The 18,266-nt window shown below is 62.9% G+C and carries 15 protein-coding genes; 10 read left to right on the plus strand and 5 right to left on the minus strand.

Annotated features, from left to right (window positions below; genetic code table 11):
* Positions 1-56: 56 nt before the first annotated feature.
* The 9 genes from AC0L15_RS14745 (at position 57) to lpxB (ending at position 10,056) form a co-directional block, all read left to right on the plus strand.
* Positions 57-788, plus strand: coding sequence for an isoprenyl transferase (locus AC0L15_RS14745; protein WP_236374111.1), 732 nt, complete (start codon positions 57-59; stop codon positions 786-788).
* A complete protein-coding gene (locus AC0L15_RS14750) occupies positions 785-1,615 on the plus strand; it encodes a phosphatidate cytidylyltransferase (RefSeq protein ID WP_287247722.1) in 831 nt (276 codons plus the stop codon). The genes AC0L15_RS14745 and AC0L15_RS14750 overlap by 4 nt, the downstream gene beginning before the upstream one ends.
* Before the next feature lie 124 nt (positions 1,616-1,739).
* A complete protein-coding gene (rseP, locus tag AC0L15_RS14755) occupies positions 1,740-2,882 on the plus strand; it encodes an RIP metalloprotease RseP (RefSeq protein ID WP_287062507.1) in 1,143 nt (380 codons plus the stop codon).
* A 217-nt stretch (positions 2,883-3,099) separates the two neighbouring features.
* Complete coding sequence (gene bamA, locus AC0L15_RS14760; RefSeq protein ID WP_287062505.1) at positions 3,100-5,445, plus strand: outer membrane protein assembly factor BamA; 2,346 nt, start codon at positions 3,100-3,102, stop codon at positions 5,443-5,445.
* A 180-nt stretch (positions 5,446-5,625) separates the two neighbouring features.
* On the plus strand, positions 5,626-6,684 hold the full coding sequence (gene lpxD / locus AC0L15_RS14765; protein ID WP_128172412.1) for a UDP-3-O-(3-hydroxymyristoyl)glucosamine N-acyltransferase: 1,059 nt from the start codon (positions 5,626-5,628) through the stop codon (positions 6,682-6,684).
* A gap of 1 nt (position 6,685) precedes the next feature.
* Positions 6,686-7,144: a 3-hydroxyacyl-ACP dehydratase FabZ gene (fabZ, locus tag AC0L15_RS14770; RefSeq protein ID WP_023801228.1), complete on the plus strand. Its 459-nt coding sequence runs from the start codon at positions 6,686-6,688 to the stop codon at positions 7,142-7,144.
* Positions 7,145-7,157: 13 nt separating this feature from the next.
* On the plus strand, positions 7,158-7,991 hold the full coding sequence (gene lpxA / locus AC0L15_RS14775; RefSeq protein WP_128172572.1) for an acyl-ACP--UDP-N-acetylglucosamine O-acyltransferase: 834 nt from the start codon (positions 7,158-7,160) through the stop codon (positions 7,989-7,991).
* Positions 7,992-7,997: 6 nt separating this feature from the next.
* Positions 7,998-8,900 carry an LpxI family protein gene (locus tag AC0L15_RS14780; protein WP_287247721.1) on the plus strand — a complete coding sequence of 301 codons (903 nt, stop codon included), beginning with the start codon at positions 7,998-8,000 and terminating at the stop codon, positions 8,898-8,900.
* Positions 8,890-10,056: a lipid-A-disaccharide synthase gene (gene lpxB, locus AC0L15_RS14785; protein WP_287247719.1), complete on the plus strand. Its 1,167-nt coding sequence runs from the start codon at positions 8,890-8,892 to the stop codon at positions 10,054-10,056. Before AC0L15_RS14780 ends, lpxB begins: the two co-directional genes overlap by 11 nt.
* Positions 10,057-10,200: 144 nt before the next feature.
* On the opposite strand, the gene gltA is transcribed toward lpxB, so the two are convergent.
* Positions 10,201-11,529, minus strand: coding sequence for a citrate synthase (gltA, locus tag AC0L15_RS14790; protein ID WP_031255684.1), 1,329 nt, complete (start codon positions 11,527-11,529; stop codon positions 10,201-10,203).
* 181 nt (positions 11,530-11,710) lie between these two features.
* The gene (gltX, locus tag AC0L15_RS14795) at positions 11,711-13,135 is read right to left on the minus strand and encodes a glutamate--tRNA ligase (protein ID WP_287249288.1); all 1,425 of its coding nucleotides are present in this window, start codon (positions 13,133-13,135) and stop codon (positions 11,711-11,713) included.
* Between the two features lie 103 nt (positions 13,136-13,238).
* On the opposite strand from gltX, the gene AC0L15_RS14800 reads away from it, so the two are divergent.
* Positions 13,239-15,686: a ComEC/Rec2 family competence protein gene (locus tag AC0L15_RS14800; RefSeq protein WP_287249286.1), complete on the plus strand. Its 2,448-nt coding sequence runs from the start codon at positions 13,239-13,241 to the stop codon at positions 15,684-15,686.
* On the opposite strand, the gene lexA is transcribed toward AC0L15_RS14800, so the two are convergent.
* The 3 genes from lexA to moaC all read right to left on the minus strand — a co-directional run bounded on the left by lexA (position 15,680) and on the right by moaC (position 18,239).
* The gene (lexA, locus tag AC0L15_RS14805; protein WP_027151887.1) at positions 15,680-16,432 is read right to left on the minus strand and encodes a transcriptional repressor LexA; all 753 of its coding nucleotides are present in this window, start codon (positions 16,430-16,432) and stop codon (positions 15,680-15,682) included. The two genes, AC0L15_RS14800 and lexA, sit on opposite strands and share 7 nt — an antisense overlap.
* 104 nt (positions 16,433-16,536) lie before the next feature.
* Positions 16,537-17,742, minus strand: a complete 1,206-nt coding sequence (locus tag AC0L15_RS14810) for a molybdopterin molybdotransferase MoeA (RefSeq protein WP_287249284.1) — start codon at positions 17,740-17,742, stop codon at positions 16,537-16,539.
* Positions 17,742-18,239: a cyclic pyranopterin monophosphate synthase MoaC gene (gene moaC / locus AC0L15_RS14815; RefSeq protein WP_287238163.1), complete on the minus strand. Its 498-nt coding sequence runs from the start codon at positions 18,237-18,239 to the stop codon at positions 17,742-17,744. Before moaC ends, AC0L15_RS14810 begins: the two co-directional genes overlap by 1 nt.
* Positions 18,240-18,266: the final 27 nt, after the last annotated feature.

Here is an 18,266-nt window from a genome sequence, read left to right on the forward strand (position 1 = left end):
GAAGCTGAAATCATGCAGGTTTAGAGTCTGGCCACTGCTGGCTCGAAAGCGAGAACATGACAAGCCCCGCGCATGTCGCGATCATCATGGACGGAAACGGACGCTGGGCCAAGGCGCGTGGCTTGCCACGGCTTGCTGGGCATCGTGCCGGCGTCGAGGCGCTGCGCAACACGGTGCGCGCTGCTCCTGGCCTTGGCATCTCGTTCCTCACCGTCTACGCCTTCTCGTCGGAAAACTGGTCGCGGCCGAAGTCCGAAGTCAGCGACCTGATGGGCCTGTTGAAAATCTTCATCCGCCGCGATCTCGCCGAACTGCACCAAAATGGCGTGCGGGTCAGGATCATCGGCGACAGGGCAGGACTGCAGCCTGACATCAGGAGCCTGCTTGAAGAGGCCGAGACGCTGACCGTCCGCAACGAAGCGCTGACCCTGGTCATCGCTTTCAACTATGGCGGACGCGACGAGATCGTGCGCACCGCGCGCAAGCTTGCCGCGGCGGTGGCGCGCGGTGAGCTCGACAGCGAGGCGATCACGGCCGAATCCTTTGCCGGCTCTCTCGACACCCAGGGTATTCCGGATCCGGAACTGGTCATCCGCACCAGCGGTGAGCTCAGGCTGTCGAATTTCCTTCTGTGGCAAGCGGCTTACAGCGAACTTGTCTTCCTGCCTTGCTACTGGCCCGATTTCAGCCGCGAGCATCTGGCTGACGCATTGCGCGATTTTGCCGGTCGCGAGCGCCGTTTCGGCGGGCTTGGCGCTGAAGGCGTCGCCGTGACAGCCAAGGGATGAGCAACCTCCAGCTTCGCGTTATTTCTGCCGTCGTGCTTGCGGTCGTCACGCTCGGCCTGACCTGGCTCGGCGGACTGCCCTTCAGGCTGCTTTGCGCCGCCATGACGATCCTGATCTTCTACGAATGGACACGAATGTGCCGCCCGGTCGCCGCCACGGGTCTTGGTCTTCTGCCGGAAGCGCTGCTTCTGGTTTTCGTCGGCGCCTTGGTCGCTGGCCTGCCGGCGTTCTGGCTGCTGCTTCTTGTGGCGGTGATGGTCGTTGTCACCGTGGTCGTGGCTTCGATGCGCCAGCCTTCGATGCGCCAGGCGGAGCAGTGGGACGCGTCCGGCCTTGCCTATGCCGGCATTTCCGGACTGTCACTTGCTCTTTTGCGCGACGGCGACCATTCCGGCCTCGTCGCCATTCTCTTCCTGTTCGCGGTGGTTTGGGCGACCGACATAGCAGCTTATTTCGTCGGCCGCGCTGTCGGCGGGCCGAAGCTGGCGCCGTCGATCTCACCGGGCAAGACGCAGAGCGGTGCGCTCGGCGGCGCCGTCGGCGGCGTGGTTGCCGGGCTGCTTCTGGCCGCTGCGGCCGGAGCCGGCAATCTGGCAGTGCTCGGCGTCGTCGCGCTGGTGCTTTCGCTCGTCTCCCAGGCTGGCGACCTTTTCGAATCATGGGTGAAACGGCGCCACAACCGCAAGGATTCGGGCACGCTGATACCGGGCCATGGCGGCGTCATGGACCGGGTCGACGGGCTTGTCGCGGCGGCTTTCGCCCTGTACGTCATCGGCTGGATTTCGGCGACCGCCGACCATCCGGCACAGGGGCTGTTTCCAGCTTGATCGGCATTGATTCTTTGATTCGGGGCCTGGTTTCTTGACCTGCGCAGGATGCGCCATGGATTCGCCTGGATTGATGCCACAGTCGCGGTACCACCGTGCTGCGGACGAATTTTGAGGACATGAGTTGAACGAGATTCTTCACGCGGTTTTCAGCACGGAGGGCTTTGTCCTCGGCACGCTGGTGCCTTTCCTGTTCGTGCTGACCGTCGTCGTGTTCGTTCACGAGATGGGTCATTATCTCGTCGGCCGCTGGTGCGGCATCGGCGTGAAGGTCTTTTCGATCGGCTTCGGCCCGGAACTCTTCGGCTTTAATGACAGCCATGGCACGCGCTGGAAACTCTGCGCCATTCCACTCGGCGGCTACGTCAAATTCGTCGGCGACATGAACGCCACCTCGAGCCAGCCCAGTTCGGAGGAGATCGAAACGCTGACGGCTGCCGAACGCAAGATCGCTTTTCACACGCAGCCGGTCTGGAAGCGCGCGGCAACTGTGGTGGCTGGCCCGCTGTTCAATTTTCTGCTGACGATCGCTGTCTTCGCGGTGCTGTTTTCCGCCTATGGCCGGCCCGTGCTGGAGCCAATGGTGGCTGAAGTCACCGCGGGCAGCCCAGCGGCCAGGGCCGGCATCCTGCCCGGCGACCGATTCGTCAGCGTCGACGGCAGCAAGGTCCAGACCTTCGCCGACGTCCAGCGCCGGGTCTCGGGCCGTGGAGGCGACCCCATCACCTTCGTCATGCTGCGCGACGGCAAGGAGATCACCGTTACGGCGACGCCGGAATTGATGGAGCAGCAAGACGGGCTGGGCAACAAAGTCAAGGTGGCGGTGATCGGCGTCGTCAACAACCAGGAATTCGGCCAGCCCAGGCTGATCACTTACAGCCCGGTCGGAGCGGTAGGGGCGGCGGTCGAGGAGACCGGATACATCATTCAGCGCACCGGTCAGTTCCTGCAGCGTTTCGTTGTCGGTCGCGAAGACAAATGCCAGCTGGGCGGCCCAATCAAGATCGCAAAGATGTCGGGGCAGGCGGCAAAACTCGGCTTCGACTGGCTTGTGCAACTTGTCGCGCTGCTGTCGGTCGGGATCGGTATTCTGAACCTTTTGCCGATTCCTCCGCTCGACGGCGGCCATCTCCTGTTCTACGGCGTGGAGGCCATCATTCGGCGACCGGTGTCGGAACGGATGATGGAGTTGGGCTACAGGGCTGGCCTGCTTCTCGTCTTGGGCTTCATGGGGTTCGTTTTCTGGAACGACCTGTTTGGATGCTGAAATCATGAAGAAATTTGGCTTCAGCACAGCCAATGTTGAGACGCCGTTTACCATGCGTGGGGATATGCGTGACGCGAAAGCCACGCAATTGGGTTAAGTAAATACAAATTAACCAGGAGCCTTGCGTGTAGGGAAAATCCGGTTAATACGGTAGGGGAAATTACCGCACGTCCGGTTTTCTCGCCGTGGGGACTTCGAGAAAAGGTACAAAAGCCCGATGAAGGCAGCATCCAAGTTTCTGAGCGCCGCGTCCGCGGTGGCCCTGTCCGCCGCCCTGGTCGTACCAGGTGCGCTCGCAGTGCAGTTCGTTGCCACATCGGCGGCCGAGGCCGCTGTTGTTTCAAGAGTTGAAGTCAGCGGCAATCAGCGTGTCGACGCCGAGACGATCCGCAACTACGTCACGATCAAGCCCGGCAGGCCGTTTTCCAGCGCCGATATCGACGAGGCGGTCAAGGCGCTGTTCGGCACCGGGCTGTTCTCGGACGTCCAGATCAACCAGGTCGGTTCGACGCTGGTCATCAAGGTTTCCGAATATCAGGTCGTAAACCAGGTGCTGTTCCAGGGCAACAAGAAGCTCAAGGACAACGCGCTGGCGGCCGCGGTCCAGTTGAAGCCGCGTGGAACGTTCTCGCAGCAGGCGCTCGATGCCGATGTCGAGGCGGTCAAGGCCGCCTACAGGCGTATCGGCCGCGACGACGCCGCCGTGACCACCCAGATCATGGATCTCGGCGACAACCGCGTGAACGTGGTGTTCAACATCAACGAAGGCGGCCGCACACAGATCGCCGCGATCAATTTTGTCGGCAACAGCGCCTACTCGAGCCGTCGCCTGTCCGATGTCATTTCGACCAAGCGCTCGACCATCCTTTCGTTCGTGCTGCGCGACGACGTCTATGACGAAGACAAGCTCAACGCCGACCAGGAATTGCTGCGCCGTTTTTATTACAATCACGGCTATGCCGATTTCCAGGTGATTTCCGCGGTCGGCGAGCTCGACGAAACCACCAATAAATACACGGTGACCATCACCGTGCAGGAGGGCGAGCGCTACACCTTCGGCGACATCAGCGTCGAGAGCACGATTCCCGAAGTCGACGGCGCATCGCTGCAGTCGGTGGTCGAAACCCACAAGGGCGATGTCTACAACGCCGAGAACGTCGAAGACACCATCATTGCATTGACCGAGAGGGTCGCCGGTTCCGGCTATCCCTTCGCCCAGGTGACGCCGCGCGGCGACCGCAATTTCGAGAACCACACCATTTCAGTGGTCTATACGATCGACCAGGGCACCAAGGCCTATGTCGAGCGCATCGAGATTCGCGGCAACGACCGGACACGCGACTATGTCATTCGCCGAGAATTCGACGTGAGTGAGGGCGATGCCTTCAACCAGGTTCTCATCCAGCGCGCGAAGAAACGGCTGGAAGCGCTCGATTTTTTTGAGAAAGTCGAGGTTTCGACCGTGCCCGGCTCTGAGCCTGACCAGGTGGTGCTGGTGGTCGACGTGGTCGAGAAGTCGACCGGCGAGTTCTCGGTCGGCGCCGGCTATTCGAGCGGTGGCGACACCGAAGGCCCAACCATCGAAGGATCGATCAGCGAACGCAACTTCCTCGGACGCGGCCAGTTCATCAGGCTTTCGGCGGGCGGCGGCAAGAATTCGCGCGACTACAGCTTCTCCTTCACCGAGCCCTATTTCCTCGGGCGGCGCATTGCCGCCGGTTTCGATGTCTTCAACCGGACCAGGGAATACGACGACTACAAGAGCGAGACGCTAGGCGCGACAGTGCGTTTCGGCCTGCCGATCACCGACGACATCTCGACGCAGCTGGCGTATAATATCTCGCAGGAGAAGTACAAGCTCGACGATGATTGCGATCTCCCTGGCTGCACCGTCTCTACGGCTATCCTAAATGGCATTGCGGAAAGCCCGTGGCTCAAGTCGTCGGTCAGTCTCGGCCTGGTCTACAACACCATCGACGACATGAAGAACCCGCATGAAGGCATCTTCGCCAATGTCACCACGGAATTCGCCGGCCTCGGCGGCGACGCCAAATTCGTCAAGGTGACAACGCGCGGCAGCGTCTATCAGACGTTGTCGGAGCAGCTTGATCTGGTTGGTTTGATTTCGGGCGGGGCTGGCCATATCCAGGGCTTCGGCAACGACGACCTGCGCATCTTCGATCATTTCCAGAGCAGCGACCGCATGATCCGCGGCTTCGCCTATGGCGGCATCGGTCCTGTCGACAACCAGGGCTTTGACGACCATCTCGGCGGCACCACCTATTTCAACGCCTCGGCGGAAGCTCAGTTTCCGATGCCGATCATTCCGGAGAGCTTCGGCCTGCGCGGCGCGGTCTTTGCCGATGCGGCGACACTTTATGGCAACGATGTGGCGGGTGTTGATCCATCGACAACCAGCATGGAATGGCGTGCCTCGGCCGGCGTCGGCTTGATGTGGGCGTCGCCTTTTGGCCCGATCCGCATCGACTATGCGATCCCGGTCCTCAAGGAGGACACCGACGAGGTGCAGGAATTCAACTTCGGCATATCGTCCCGGTTCTGATCGGCGGGCAACGATACGTCCGGGCCGTAGCGGTCCGGAAGAAAGTAATTCGACACTACGGCGCCGCGTGTCCTCCTGGACGCGCAAAGGACGCTGCAGGACTTTGATTTTGCGCATTATCCTTTCCGAAAATCGATTCCGATTTTCGGGGTCATGCGCTAGCTGGATATAGCTTCTGGAATGACCGATCCGGTGTTCTTCGCGCCATCACGCCGGTTTACGGCTGGCGAAGTCGCGAATCTGACCGGCTCGGTGCTTGTCGATTCCGACCTCTCCGATAGATCGATCGAAGCCTTGGCGCCGGCAAGCGAAGGCGGCGAGCACGCTCTTGTCTTTGTCGATGGCAGACGCAACTTCGCGCTGATGCAATCGCTGCGAGCAGCGGCGGTTCTATGCCCGGCCGAATTTGCCGGCAAGGCGCCGGCGGGTATCGCGGTTCTGATCCATCCGCGCCCGCAACAGGCTTTCGCGATGGTCGGCCGCCTGCTTTTCCCGGCGGCTGCGACACCGGCGCCGATGACCGGCGAAACTGGTATCTCGCCGCATGCCCATATCGATCCATCGGCGCGCGTCGAGGCCGGCGCGATCGTTGAGGCCGGCGCGATCATCGGCCCTCGCGCTTCTATCGGCAGCGGAACCGTCATTGCTCCTCATGCCGTTATCGGTCCCTCCTGCCAGTTCGGCCGCGACGGCTATGTCGGCCCAGGCGCCAGCATCCAGTACGCGCTGATCGGCAACCGTGTCATCATTCATGGCGGCGCCCGCATCGGCCAGGACGGTTTTGGCTTCGTGGCCGGCGCCAAGGGCCCGGAGCGCGTGCCGCAAATCGGCCGGGTCGTCATCCAGGACGACGTCGAGATCGGCTCCAACACCACCGTCGATCGCGGCGCCATGTCCGACACGATTATCGGTCAAGGCACCAAGATCGACAATCTGGTCCAGATCGCTCATAACGTCCGCATCGGCCGCAATTGCATAATCGCCGGCCTTTCGGGTATTTCCGGTTCCGTAACGGTGGGCGACAACGTCACCATGGGTGGCGGTGTCGGTCTTGCGGATCACCTGACGGTAGGGACAGGGGCCAAGCTTGCTGCAAGAAGCGGGTTCATGAGCAACGTCCCCGCAGGCGAGATTTGGGGAGGGTACCCGGCGCAGCCGATGGCGGAAGCCATGCGGGAGATCGCGGCTCTGCGAAGACTGGCCAGGGCGCGCAAATCGGGCGACGGAGGGAAGAGCTGAGATGGTTGCGGCGACAACGCTCGAGGCGGTCGACATATTGGGGCTGATGAAGCTCCTGCCGCATCGCTATCCGTTCCTGATGATCGACCGCATCATCGATATCGATGGCGACGAGTCCGCCACCGGCATCAAGAACGTGACCATAAACGAGCCGCATTTCCAAGGTCATTTCCCGGATCAGCCGGTCATGCCCGGCGTGCTGATCGTCGAGGCGATGGCGCAGACGGCCGGCGCCATCTGCATCCGCAGCCTAGGCACCGAAAAACCGTCGCTGGTCTATTTCCTGACCATCGACAACGCCAAATTCCGTAAACCGGTCGTTCCCGGCGACCAGTTGAAGATCCATGTGAAGAAAATCAAGAAACGCGGCAACCTTCTCAAATTCGCCTGCGAGGCTCTCGTCGACGGCGTCAAGGCCGCGGAAGCCGAGATCTCGGCGATGATGGTCGCGAGCGACTGACGATCGAATGCTTATGAAAATCCAGACAGTCATCCATCCATCGTCGGTCATCGAGGCCGGCGCAAAAATCGGCGAAGGCGTCCGCATCGGGCCATTCTGCCACATCAGCGCCGACGCGGTGCTCGGCGACCGCGTCGAACTGGTCAGCCACATTTCGGTGATGGGCGCGACCACCATCGGTGCGACGACCAAGGTGTATCCGATGGCGACACTGGGCGCGCCGCCGCAGAACAACAAGCACAAGGGCGGCCGCACCACGCTGGTCGTCGGCGAGAACTGCACGATCCGCGAAGGCGTGACCATGCACGTCGGCACCGATTCCAGCCGCGGCGAGACGACGATCGGTGACAACGGCAACTTCCTTGCCTACGCCCACATCGCCCATGATTGCATCGTCGGCAAGAACGCCACCTTCGCCAATCAGGCGACGTTGGGCGGCCATTGCGAGATCGGCGACAACGTCTATATCGGTGGTCTCAGCGCCGTTCATCAGTTTGTCCGCGTCGGCGACAACGCCTTTCTCGGCGGTTGCTCGGCATTCGTCGGCGATGTCATTCCCTATGCCATCGCCGTCGGCAATCGCGCCAGCCTTCGCGGCCTCAACATCATCGGCCTGAAGCGCGCCGGCCTGCCGCGCTCCGAGATCCACACGCTGCGCAAGGCCTACAAGACGATCTTCGATCGCTCCCGAACCGTCGGCGAAAACATCGAGTTCGCCAAGGCGGAATTCGCCTCGTCACCGACCGCCATGAAGATCATCGATTTCATCGCCAGTCGCGGTAAGCGGCACTATGCCGTCCCGTCGCTCAGGGCTGGCGGCGGCGACGATGCCGATGACGAAGATTGAGGGCAGATGACGAAGATTGGGGCCAGCCGGACGGGCCTTGATCTCGCGCCAGACGCCAGGGTCGGCATCATCGCCGGCGGCGGCAGTTTGCCGGTCGAAGTCGCCAGGGCGCTTGCTGTGCAAGGCAAGTCTCCCTTCGTGGTGATAGTGGCGGGCGAGGTCGACCGCATATCCGACTTCGACGCCTATGAGCAGGCGACGTTGAGGCTGGAGGATGTCGGCTCACTGCTGCCGACGCTCAAAAAAAGTCATGTTACCCATCTGGTGACAGCGGGCCATATCACACGCCGCCCCAGGCTGGGCGCCATGCGCCTCAATCTCGGCCTGCTCGCCTGGGTGCCCAGCCTTCTTGTCGGTGTAACCCAAGGCGACGACACCGTGTTGAAACTGTTCGTGCGAAGGGTCGAGCGCAGCGGCATCAAGGTGGTCGGCGCCCATGAGATCGTGCCGGAACTGGTCGCCGCCGAAGGCGCGCTGACCAAGGCAGCGCCGCGGAAATCCGACTGGCGCGACATCAAAGCGGCCCACGCAGCGGCAATGGCCATCGGCGCGCTGGATATCGGTCAGGCGGCTGTTGCGATCGGCGGCCGCGCCATCGCGCTGGAAGGCATCGAGGGTACCGACGGATTGCTCGATCGAACACGGCAGTTGCGCGGCCATGGCAGGCTGGCCGGCAGAACGCGCGGCGTCCTGGTCAAATGCGCCAAGCCTGGCCAGGAGTTGCGCGCCGATCTGCCCTCCATCGGCCCGCAGACGATCGAGGCGGCGCATGCCGCCGGACTTGCCGGCATTGCCGTCGAAGCCGGCCGCTCGCTGGTTCTCGAAGGCCCGACAGTCGTCGCTCGCGCCGACGCGCTCGGCCTGTTCGTGATTGGCCTGCCTGCTGGGGAGCCGGTGCATGGCGACTGAGCGATCGCTGAAGATCGCCATCGTCGCCGGCGAGGAATCCGGCGATCTGCTTGGCGCCGACATCGTAGAGGCGCTCAAGCGCGTGACCGGCCGCGAGGTCCGGCTCGTCGGCATCGGCGGCCGGCATTTGCAGGCGCTCGGCCTCACGCCGCTGTTCGACGGCGGCGAGATCGCGCTGATGGGATTGAGCGCCATCCTGCGCGATCTGCCGCGCCTGATGCGACGGATCAGCCAGACAGCCGGTGCGGTCGCCAATGAAAAGCCGGACTGCCTCATCACCATCGACAGCCCGGATTTTTCGCTGCGCGTGGCGAAAAAGGTGCGTGCCGCCGATCCGGCAATCCCGATCGTCCACTATGTCTGCCCGAGCGTCTGGGCATGGCGGCCGGGCAGGGCGGTGGCGATGAAACCGTATGTCGACCACATCCTCTGCATCCTGCCTTTCGAAGTGAGGGAACTCGCCCGCCTCGGCGGTCCGACCGGCACCTATGTCGGCCATCGCCTTACCCACGATCCGGGCGTGCTCGGCGCCGCCAAGGCGCAAAGCCTGCCGCGCGACCTGTGCGACGATCGTGTGAAGACACTGCTTGTGCTGCCCGGCTCGCGTCGCGGCGAGGTGCGACGGCTGGCCGGCCCGTTCGGCAAGACGATCTCGATCCTGCGTGCGCGCGGACACCGCTTGCGCCTGCTGTTGCCGACGGTGCCGCATGTCGCCGACCTGGTCAGGGCTTCGGTGGCAAGCTGGGACGAGAAGCCGGAGATCATCCTTGATCCCGAGCGCAAATGGCAGGCCTTCGGCAAGGCCGACGCAGCGCTGATCGCATCGGGAACGGTGTCGCTGGAACTGGCGCTGTCGGGTGTGCCGATGATCTCCTGCTACCGGCTCGATCCGGTCATGCGGATGGCCCAACGCCTGATCACCGTATGGAGCGCCTCCTTGCCCAATCTCATCGCCGACCGCCCGATCGTGCCGGAAAGCTACAACGAATATGTGCGACCGCACTACCTGGCGCGGCAGTTGGAGGCGCTGTTTTCCGACACCCCCTATCGCGCATGGCAGAAGGATGGTTTTGCCGAGGTGGCCAGACGCATGGCTGTCGACGGACCTTCGGGCGACATCGCTGCGGGGGTCGTTGTGAGGTGTATCAAGCGGTGAACTGGTGAAGTGGTGAATAGTGAATGGTCAAAATCGTGCTTGACCAAGGCCACAAAGAGACCCTGCTTCACTATTCACTATTCACTATTCACTATTCACTATTCACTATTCACTATTCACTATTCACTATTCACTATTCACTATTCACCGTTTAGCAATCGGCACGTAGTCGCGTTCCGGCGCACCTGTATAGAGCTGGCGCGGGCGGCCGATCTTCTGGTGCGGGTCCTCGATCATCTCCTTCCACTGGGCGATCCAGCCGACGGTGCGGGCGACCGCGAACAGCACGGTGAACATGGTGGTGGGGAAGCCCAGCGCCTTCAGCGTGATGCCGGAATAGAAATCGACGTTCGGATATAGCTTCTTCTCGATGAAGTAGGAATCGGTCAGAGCGATCCTTTCCAGTTCCATGGCGATGTCGAGCAGCGGATCGTCCTTGATGCCGAGTTCGCCCAAAACCTCATGTGCGGTCTTCTGCATGATCTTGGCGCGCGGATCGTAGTTTTTGTAGACGCGATGGCCAAAGCCCATCAATCGGAACGGATCGTTCTTATCCTTGGCGCGGGCGATGAACTCCGGGATGTGGTCGACTTGGCCGATCTCGCCCAGCATGTTCAAGGCTGCCTCGTTGGCGCCGCCATGGGCCGGTCCCCACAGGCAGGCGATGCCGGCGGCGATGCAGGCGAACGGATTGGCGCCGGACGAGCCGGCGAGGCGAACGGTCGAGGTCGAGGCGTTCTGCTCGTGATCGGCGTGCAGGATGAAGATGCGCTCCATCGCGCGCGCCAGCACCGGGTTGATCTTGTATTCCTCGCACGGCACGGCAAAGCACATATGCAGGAAGTTGGCCGCGAAATTCAGCTCGTTCTTCGGGTAAATGAAGGGCTGGCCGATGTGGTATTTGTAAGCCATCGCCGCGATCGTCGGCATCTTGGCGATCAGCCGCATCGATGCGACCATGCGCTGGTAGGGGTCCGAGATGTCGGTGGAATCGTGATAGAAAGCTGACAGCGCACCGACCACGCCGCACATCACCGCCATCGGGTGGGCGTCGCGGCGAAAGCCGGTGAAGAAGCGCGACATCTGCTCGTGCACCATGGTGTGGCGCGTCACCCGGTAGTCGAAATCGTCCTTCTGCGCCTTGGTCGGCAGTTCGCCGTAGAGCAGGAGATAACAGACTTCGAGGAAGTCGCCGTGCTCGGCCAACTGGTCAATCGGATAACCGCGATGCAAAAGGATGCCGGCATCGCCATCGATGAAGGTGATTTCCGACTCGCAACTTGCCGTCGAGGTGAAGCCGGGATCGTAGGTGAAGGCCCCGGTGGTGCTGTAAAGCGCGCCGATATCAATGACGTCAGGTCCGACCGAGCCGCTTCGCACCTTGAGTTCGTGAGTTTTGCCGCCGAATTCAAGTTTCGCGGTCGACGCGTGGGTTTTGCCGCCAAATTCCATTTTTGTCGCAGCTTCGGACATTGCAAACTCCTTTTTGTTTTCTCATGTCGGCAAAGGCAAAATTTCTGCAACGCAACACCTCGAAAGTATCGGAGTTCGCGCGTTTGCGCCCGCAATTGGATTTGCGTGCCAAATTGGGCCAAGACCTAATGTTGCACTGCGAAACCCACCTTTCAATGCCAATCTTCTTGGGCCAGTTTTGCTAATCGATTTGATCCGCGACGCGCGCCAGGCTTTCCTCGCGGCCAAGCACGGCAAGCACGTCGAACACGCCGGGCGAGGTGCTTTTGCCGGTGAGCGCGGCGCGCAAAGGTTGGGCCACAGCGCCAAGCTTATGGCCGCCGGCCAGCGCATATTCGCGGATGGCCGCTTCCGCCGCTGCGGCCGTCCAATCGCCTGAAATCGCCTTCAGCGCCGCATGGGCGCCCCGCAGGATCTCGCGCGCCTCGCCGCCGAGCAGCGCCGCCGCCTTCTCGTCGATCGGCAGCGGCCGCTCGGCAAACAGGAAGGCGGCACCGTCGACCAGCTCGACCAGCGTCTTGGCGCGCTCCTTCAAGCCGGGCAGGGCGGCCAGCAACTGCGCCTCGCGTGTGTCGTCGAGGCGCGCTGCGATCGCCGGGCCGCCTTCGAGATGGCGCAGCGTGTCGATGAAGATATCGAGCAATTCGGCGTCGTTCATGCGCCGCATATGCACGCCGTTCAGCGCCTCGAGCTTGGCGAAATCGAAGCGGGCGGCCCCCTTGTTGACATCGCCGATGTCGAACCACGCAATCATGTCGGTGATCGACATGACCTCGTCGTCGCCGTGGCTCCAGCCTAGCCGCGCCAGGTAGTTGAGCAGTGCCTCGGGCAGATAGCCCATGGCGCGATAGGCTTCGACGCCGAGGGCGCCGTGCCGCTTCGACAGCTTGGCGCCGTCGGCGCCATGGATCAGCGGGATATGCGCCATTGACGGCACCTCCCAGCCCAAGGCTCGATAGATCACCATTTGGCGGGCGGCATTGGTCAGATGGTCGTCGCCGCGGATGATGTGGGTGATGCCCATGTCGTGGTCGTCGACGACGACGGCATGCATATAGGTCGGGTTGCCGTCCGAGCGCAGGATGATGAAATCGTCGAGGTCCTTGTTGGGGAAGCGGACTTCGCCCTGCACGCGGTCATGCACCACCGTCTCGCCTTCGGCCGGCGCCTTGATGCGGATCGCGCCCCTGGCGCCAACCGGTGCCTCTGACGGGTCGCGGTCGCGCCAGCGGCCGTCATAGCGGGGAGGCAAGCCCTTGGCCCGCGCACTCTCGCGCATCGCCTCCAGCTCGGCCGGCGTCGCATAGCAGTAATAGGCTTTGCCGAGGCGCACCAGCTCCTCGGCAACGGCGCGGTGGCGCGGCGCGCGCTCGAACTGGGATACCGGTTCGCCGTCCCAGGTGAGGCCGAGCCAGGAGAGCCCATCGAGGATGGCAGCGGTTGCCGCATCGGTCGAACGCTCGCGATCGGTGTCCTCGATGCGCAGCAGCATCTTGCCGCCACTGTGTTTCGCATACAGCCAGTTGAACAGCGCCGTGCGCGCCCCGCCAATATGCAGGAATCCGGTGGGCGAAGGGGCAAAACGGGTGACGACCTTGTCGAACATGGAACTCTCGGGGCAAGCGCAGAAAACGGATGTGGTTGCGCGGACTTTCGCGCGTTGCGCGTTCATGTAGCATAGGAGGTCAAGGGCGCAAGGGGCGAACCCTATGGCTGGACCAGGCCGCGGCGTGGACGAGAGCGAGGGCGCGAACGCAAGCGTCAGCGAACGATCGCTGTTCGCCGACGCTGAGCCGTTACCCGTTTCGCTGCCGGCGTCGCCCCCGGGCATCCAGCCTCTTTCGCCGGACCGCTCCGCACCGATACCGGCTCCAGCACCCGGCCCTGTCATTCGTTTTCGCCGACTGCTCAGCCATCTTTCACCATCCGGTGTCCGCAACAGCGTGGCCTCCGCAGCCGGCCTGGAACTCGACCGCGGCGTCGCCTTCCTGCTGGTGCCGGTTTTTCTGGCATGCGGGGTGATCGTCTATTTTTCGCTTGCCGTCGAACCGGACTTTGCCCAGCCGATTGCCGTCGTGGTCCTCACGGCATTGTGTGCGGCCGTCACGCGCTCACGCCGCAAAACGCACCTGTGCTGCATGGCAGCGTTGCTGTGCGCGCTTGGTGTGCTCGCCGCCAAGGTTGAAACCTGGCGCGCCGGAACGAAGATGCTCGGTTCGGAAATCCAGACCCGGCTGACCGGCCGTGTCGTCAGGCTCGACCAGATGGCAAACGGCCGGATCAGGCTGACCATCGACGTGATGTCGACCGCCCGGCCGACACTGCGTTATGCACCCGAACGTGTCAGGATGTCGGCACGCAAGATTCCCGCTGAGATGACCGCAGGCTCGGTGGCAACCGGCTATGTGAGGCTTCTGCCTCCGACTGGCCCGGTCAGACCGGACAGCTTTGACTTTTCCTTTGACAGCTATTTCGCCGGTATCGGTGCCAGTGGCTTTTTCCTCGGCAGTCCAAAGATCGTCGTCTCCGAAGATGCACCGTTAACCGCACGCCTTTCTTCGTCGATCGAGAAGGCACGCGAAACCATCGCCGACCATATCAGGGACAGCATCGGTGGTGCCGAGGGGGAGATTGCCGCTGCGCTGATCGTCGGCGTGCGTGCCGGCATCCCCGAAGAGATAAACGAATCGATGCGGCGCACCGGCATCTACCACATCATCTCCATTTCCGGCCTGCACATGGCGCTTGTCGCCGGCACCGTCATGGGATTGCTGCGCAGCGCCTTTGCGCTGTTTCCCGACTTTTCGTCGCGCCGGCCGGTCAAGAAATATGCGGCTGCTGCCGCACTCGTCTCCATCGCTGCCTATCTGATTTTCTCCGGTATCGTGGTCGCGGCTGAACGCAGCTTCATCATGCTGGCGGTAATGCTTGTCGCCGTGCTGTTCGACCGGGCGGCACTCACCATGCGCAACCTGGCGATTTCGGCCATCGCCGTCATCGTCGTGTCGCCGCACGAGGTGGTCGGCCCAAGCTTCCAGATGTCCTTCGCTGCGACTGCGGCTCTCGTGGGCGCCTATGCCAGTTGGTCCGACTTTCGTGCCGACAAGGCCAAGGCGCCGCGACAGCGACGGTCACCGGCCGCTTTCGTCACGCGCAAGCTCGTCGCTGGGGCAGGCACCATCGCAATGACCTCCATCATTGCCGGCAGCGCCACCGCGCTCTTCGCCATCTGGCACTTCCAGCGCGTCTCGCCGCTCAGCCTGTTCGCCAATCTGGCGGTCATGCCGATCGTCACGATCGTCATGTTCCTGGCCGTCCTCAGCGCCTTGGCAATGCCTTTCGGCCTCGACGGCCCTTTCCTCTACATGATGGGCAAGGGCCTGACGGCGATGATTGCAATTTCGGGATGGATCTCGGAGCGTTCGCCGGTCGATGCAGTCGGCCTGATTTCGTTGCAATCGGTTCTGCTGGTGACGGTCGCCCTGGTCATATCCACGATGGCGACGACGTGGCTGCGGCTTGCGGCACTTCCCTTTGCGCTCGCCGGCCTGCTGACGATTTCCGAGACGCGCACCCCCGACGTGCTGATCTCGGAGGATGCGCATCTGGTGGCACTGCCGATCGGCGGCGGCGAACTTGCCGTCAACCGGGTGCGTTCGAACGAATTCACCACCGACAACTGGAAACATGCGCTGGTTTCAACAACGATCGTCGAGCCGGAGACATTCGAAAAAGGAGATGTGCGGTTCGACATCGCCGATCCGGCCGACCTGCCGCCGGGAGCGCCTTTCACCTGCACTGCCGGCCTATGCCTGGCCCGGCATCCGTCCGGCGCGCTCATCGCGCTCGCCGACAACCGTAAAACCGCGCGGCCGGCCTGTGCCTTTGCGGATTTGATCGTCATCGACGATGCCACAGCCTATTACAAACCCTGCCGCAACCCGCTGGTTCTCGTCGTCACCAAACGGCAGCTCGCTCGCATGGGCAGTGCCGCCGTCTTCTTCGATCCGCTATCGGCGACGACGCCCGCAGAAATCCGTTTTGCCGTCAGACAGCCATATAGGCCTTGGCATGAGCAGCGGCGGTTTTCGCGCGAGGCGAGGGGCCTGCCGCCATACCGCAGGGCCGAGAAACCCAGGAAGCCTGCCGTTCAGTAACGCCGGATCAGTCCGACGAGCTTGCCCTGCACCTTGACCCGGTCCGGCCCGAAGATGCGCGTCTCGTAGGCCGGATTGGCGGCTTCCAGTGCGATCGAGGCACCTTTGCGGCGGAAACGCTTCAGCGTCGCTTCCTCCTCGTCGACCAGAGCGACAATGATCTCGCCAGGCTGGGCGGTGTCGGCGTTGCGGATGATGACCGTGTCGCCGTCGAAGATGCCGGCCTCGATCATCGAATCTCCCTTGACCTCCAGCGCGTAGTGCGTGCCGCCGGTGATCATGTCCGGTGGCACCGAGATCGAATGCGTCTGGTGCTGGATGGCGTCGATCGGCACACCGGCAGCGATGCGGCCCATCACCGGTATGGAGACAGTGGCAACGACGTCGTCGTCATTGCCGGCCGCACGCATGCGCGAAGGCGCCGGCTTGATCTGCCGTCCGAGGCCGCCCTGTCCAAGGCCGCCTTGCCCAAGGCTGCCTTGAATGACGCTCGGCGAGAATTTGCGCGCCGCATTGAGGCCCGGCGCGATCGAATCGGGCAGGCGCAGCACCTCCAGCGCGCGGGCGCGGTTGGGCAGGCGGCGAATGAAACCGCGTTCCTCCAGCGCCGTGATCAGCCGGTGGATCCCCGATTTGGAGGCGAGGTCGAGCGCTTCCTTCATCTCGTCGAACGAGGGCGGAATGCCGCTTTCCTTCAGCCGCTCGTGGATGAACATCAGCAGTTCATGTTGTTTGCGTGTCAGCATCGCGACCCCCAACAGAATCAGAAAAACAAACCCAGAACAAACACTATCTGTTCCAGTTGTGTTCCGCAACCATTTAAAGTTTAATGAATGTGTTGACGCTTTGTTCAGCGTAGCATCAGCACGCTGCAGGCGGTGCCCGCTGCGGCCGCGGGAGCGAATGGCTCGCGCACGACCAGTCCGTTGGCGTCGGCCAGCATTCTGAGCATCGAGGAATCCTGGATACTGAACGGCGTTGCCTCAAGCGTGCCGGCTTCTTCCTTCACCACCGCGCGTACATAGTCCTGTCTGAGATCGTTGGCCGGCATGGCGGCGCCAAGCCGCGCCTGACGCATGTCCTGGCGAAAAGCGCGGCCGCCGAGCCGCGCCAGCAGCGGCTTCAGAAAGAGTTGCGTGCAGACCAGGCTGGCCACCGGATTGCCGGGCAGGCCGATGCAGCGGATGTCGCCCAGCCGCCCGAACATCAGTGGCTTGCCGGGCCGCATGGCGATTTTCCAGAAATCGAGCGCCATGCCTTCACCGGTCAGCACGTCATGGACGAGGTCGTGGTCACCGACCGAGGCGCCGCCCAGCGTGACGATGATTTCGGCGCCTGCGTCGACGGCTTTCGTCACCAGCGCGGCGATCGCCTCCTTGCGGTCGGCGGCGATACCGAGATCGAGTGCGCTGGCGCCGACCAAGCGGGCCGCGGCGGCGACGCCATAGGCATTGGAGGAGATGATCTGGTCGGGGCCAAGGTCGCTGCCCGGCGGCAGCAATTCGTCGCCGGTAGCGATGATGGCGACCAGCGGCCGTTTCACCACGCTGACCTGCTGATGGTTGGCCGACGCCGCCAGCGACAATGCCGCCGGATCAAGCAGGCGGCCTTTCTCCAGCAGCAAGTCGCCCTTCGAGAAATCGAGCCCGAGGCGGCGGATGTTGCGGCCTTCAACCGTCGGCGCGGTCACTTCGATCATGCCGCCGCCGAGGTCGCGGACATTCTCCTGGATGACAATGGTGTCGGCGCCTGCGGGAAGCGGCGCGCCGGTGAAGATGCGCACGGCCTGCGCCGGGCCGACTGTCCCGGCAAAGCCGCGTCCGGCCGGCGCCATGCCGATCACCGAAAGTCTCGCGGGCACGGACGCGACATCGTCGGCCCGCACGGCATAGCCGTCCATGGCCGACGCGTTGAATGGCGGCTGGGTGCGGAGCGCCATGAGCGGCCCCGCCAGCACGCGGTCGGCGGCGTCCATCAGGGCGACGCTTTCAGCCTGCAAGGGCGCAGCATCCGCAAGCAGGCGCTCGAGCGCCTCGGCGACCGCAAGCAGCGCCATTATTGGCCTGCCCCCTGGGCATCCGCCTTGTAGTCGCCGGATTTGCCGCCGGTCTTTTCCACCAGCCTGATGCCGGAGATCGCCATGCCGCGATCGACCGCCTTGGCCATATCATAGATGGTCAGGCAGGCGACCGAGACGGCGGTCAGCGCTTCCATCTCGACGCCGGTCTTTCCGGTGACGCGGGCCAGCGCCGTGACCTTCAGGCCGGGCAGCTTCGCGTCCGGTTCGATGTCTACCGATATCTTGGTCAACAGCAGCGGATGGCAGAGCGGGATCAGCTCATGCGTCCTCTTGGCCGCCATGATGCCGGCGATGCGCGCCGTGCCCAGCACGTCGCCTTTCTTGGCATCGCCGTCGAGAATCATTTTCAGCGTTTCGGGCCGCATCGAGACAAGACCTTCGGCGATTGCCGTGCGGGTCGTCTCCGCCTTGTCGCCGACATCGACCATATTGGCTTCGCCTTCCGCGCCAAGATGGGTGAGGGCGGCCGACATCGTCAGGTCACCCTGGAGCGACGTGCG

This window comes from Mesorhizobium sp. WSM4846, from assembly GCF_055811415.1.

What these genes read in the sequence shown, in the direction of transcription:
- gltX (WP_287249288.1), bottom strand. Translation starts at nt 13,135, where the DNA reads ATGTTCGACAAGGTCGTCACCCGTTTTGCCCCTTCGCCCACCGGATTC.
- AC0L15_RS14800 (WP_287249286.1), top strand. Translation starts at nt 13,239, where the DNA reads ATGGCTGGACCAGGCCGCGGCGTGGACGAGAGCGAGGGCGCGAACGCA.
- AC0L15_RS14750 (WP_287247722.1), top strand. Translation starts at nt 785, where the DNA reads ATGAGCAACCTCCAGCTTCGCGTTATTTCTGCCGTCGTGCTTGCGGTC.
- fabZ (WP_023801228.1), top strand. Translation starts at nt 6,686, where the DNA reads ATGGTTGCGGCGACAACGCTCGAGGCGGTCGACATATTGGGGCTGATG.
- moaC (WP_287238163.1), bottom strand. Translation starts at nt 18,239, where the DNA reads ATGTCGGCCGCCCTCACCCATCTTGGCGCGGAAGGCGAAGCCAATATG.
- AC0L15_RS14745 (WP_236374111.1), top strand. Translation starts at nt 57, where the DNA reads ATGACAAGCCCCGCGCATGTCGCGATCATCATGGACGGAAACGGACGC.
- bamA (WP_287062505.1), top strand. Translation starts at nt 3,100, where the DNA reads ATGAAGGCAGCATCCAAGTTTCTGAGCGCCGCGTCCGCGGTGGCCCTG.
- lexA (WP_027151887.1), bottom strand. Translation starts at nt 16,432, where the DNA reads ATGCTGACACGCAAACAACATGAACTGCTGATGTTCATCCACGAGCGG.
- lpxA (WP_128172572.1), top strand. Translation starts at nt 7,158, where the DNA reads ATGAAAATCCAGACAGTCATCCATCCATCGTCGGTCATCGAGGCCGGC.
- lpxB (WP_287247719.1), top strand. Translation starts at nt 8,890, where the DNA reads ATGGCGACTGAGCGATCGCTGAAGATCGCCATCGTCGCCGGCGAGGAA.
- lpxD (WP_128172412.1), top strand. Translation starts at nt 5,626, where the DNA reads ATGACCGATCCGGTGTTCTTCGCGCCATCACGCCGGTTTACGGCTGGC.
- gltA (WP_031255684.1), bottom strand. Translation starts at nt 11,529, where the DNA reads ATGTCCGAAGCTGCGACAAAAATGGAATTTGGCGGCAAAACCCACGCG.
- AC0L15_RS14780 (WP_287247721.1), top strand. Translation starts at nt 7,998, where the DNA reads ATGACGAAGATTGGGGCCAGCCGGACGGGCCTTGATCTCGCGCCAGAC.
- AC0L15_RS14810 (WP_287249284.1), bottom strand. Translation starts at nt 17,742, where the DNA reads ATGGCGCTGCTTGCGGTCGCCGAGGCGCTCGAGCGCCTGCTTGCGGAT.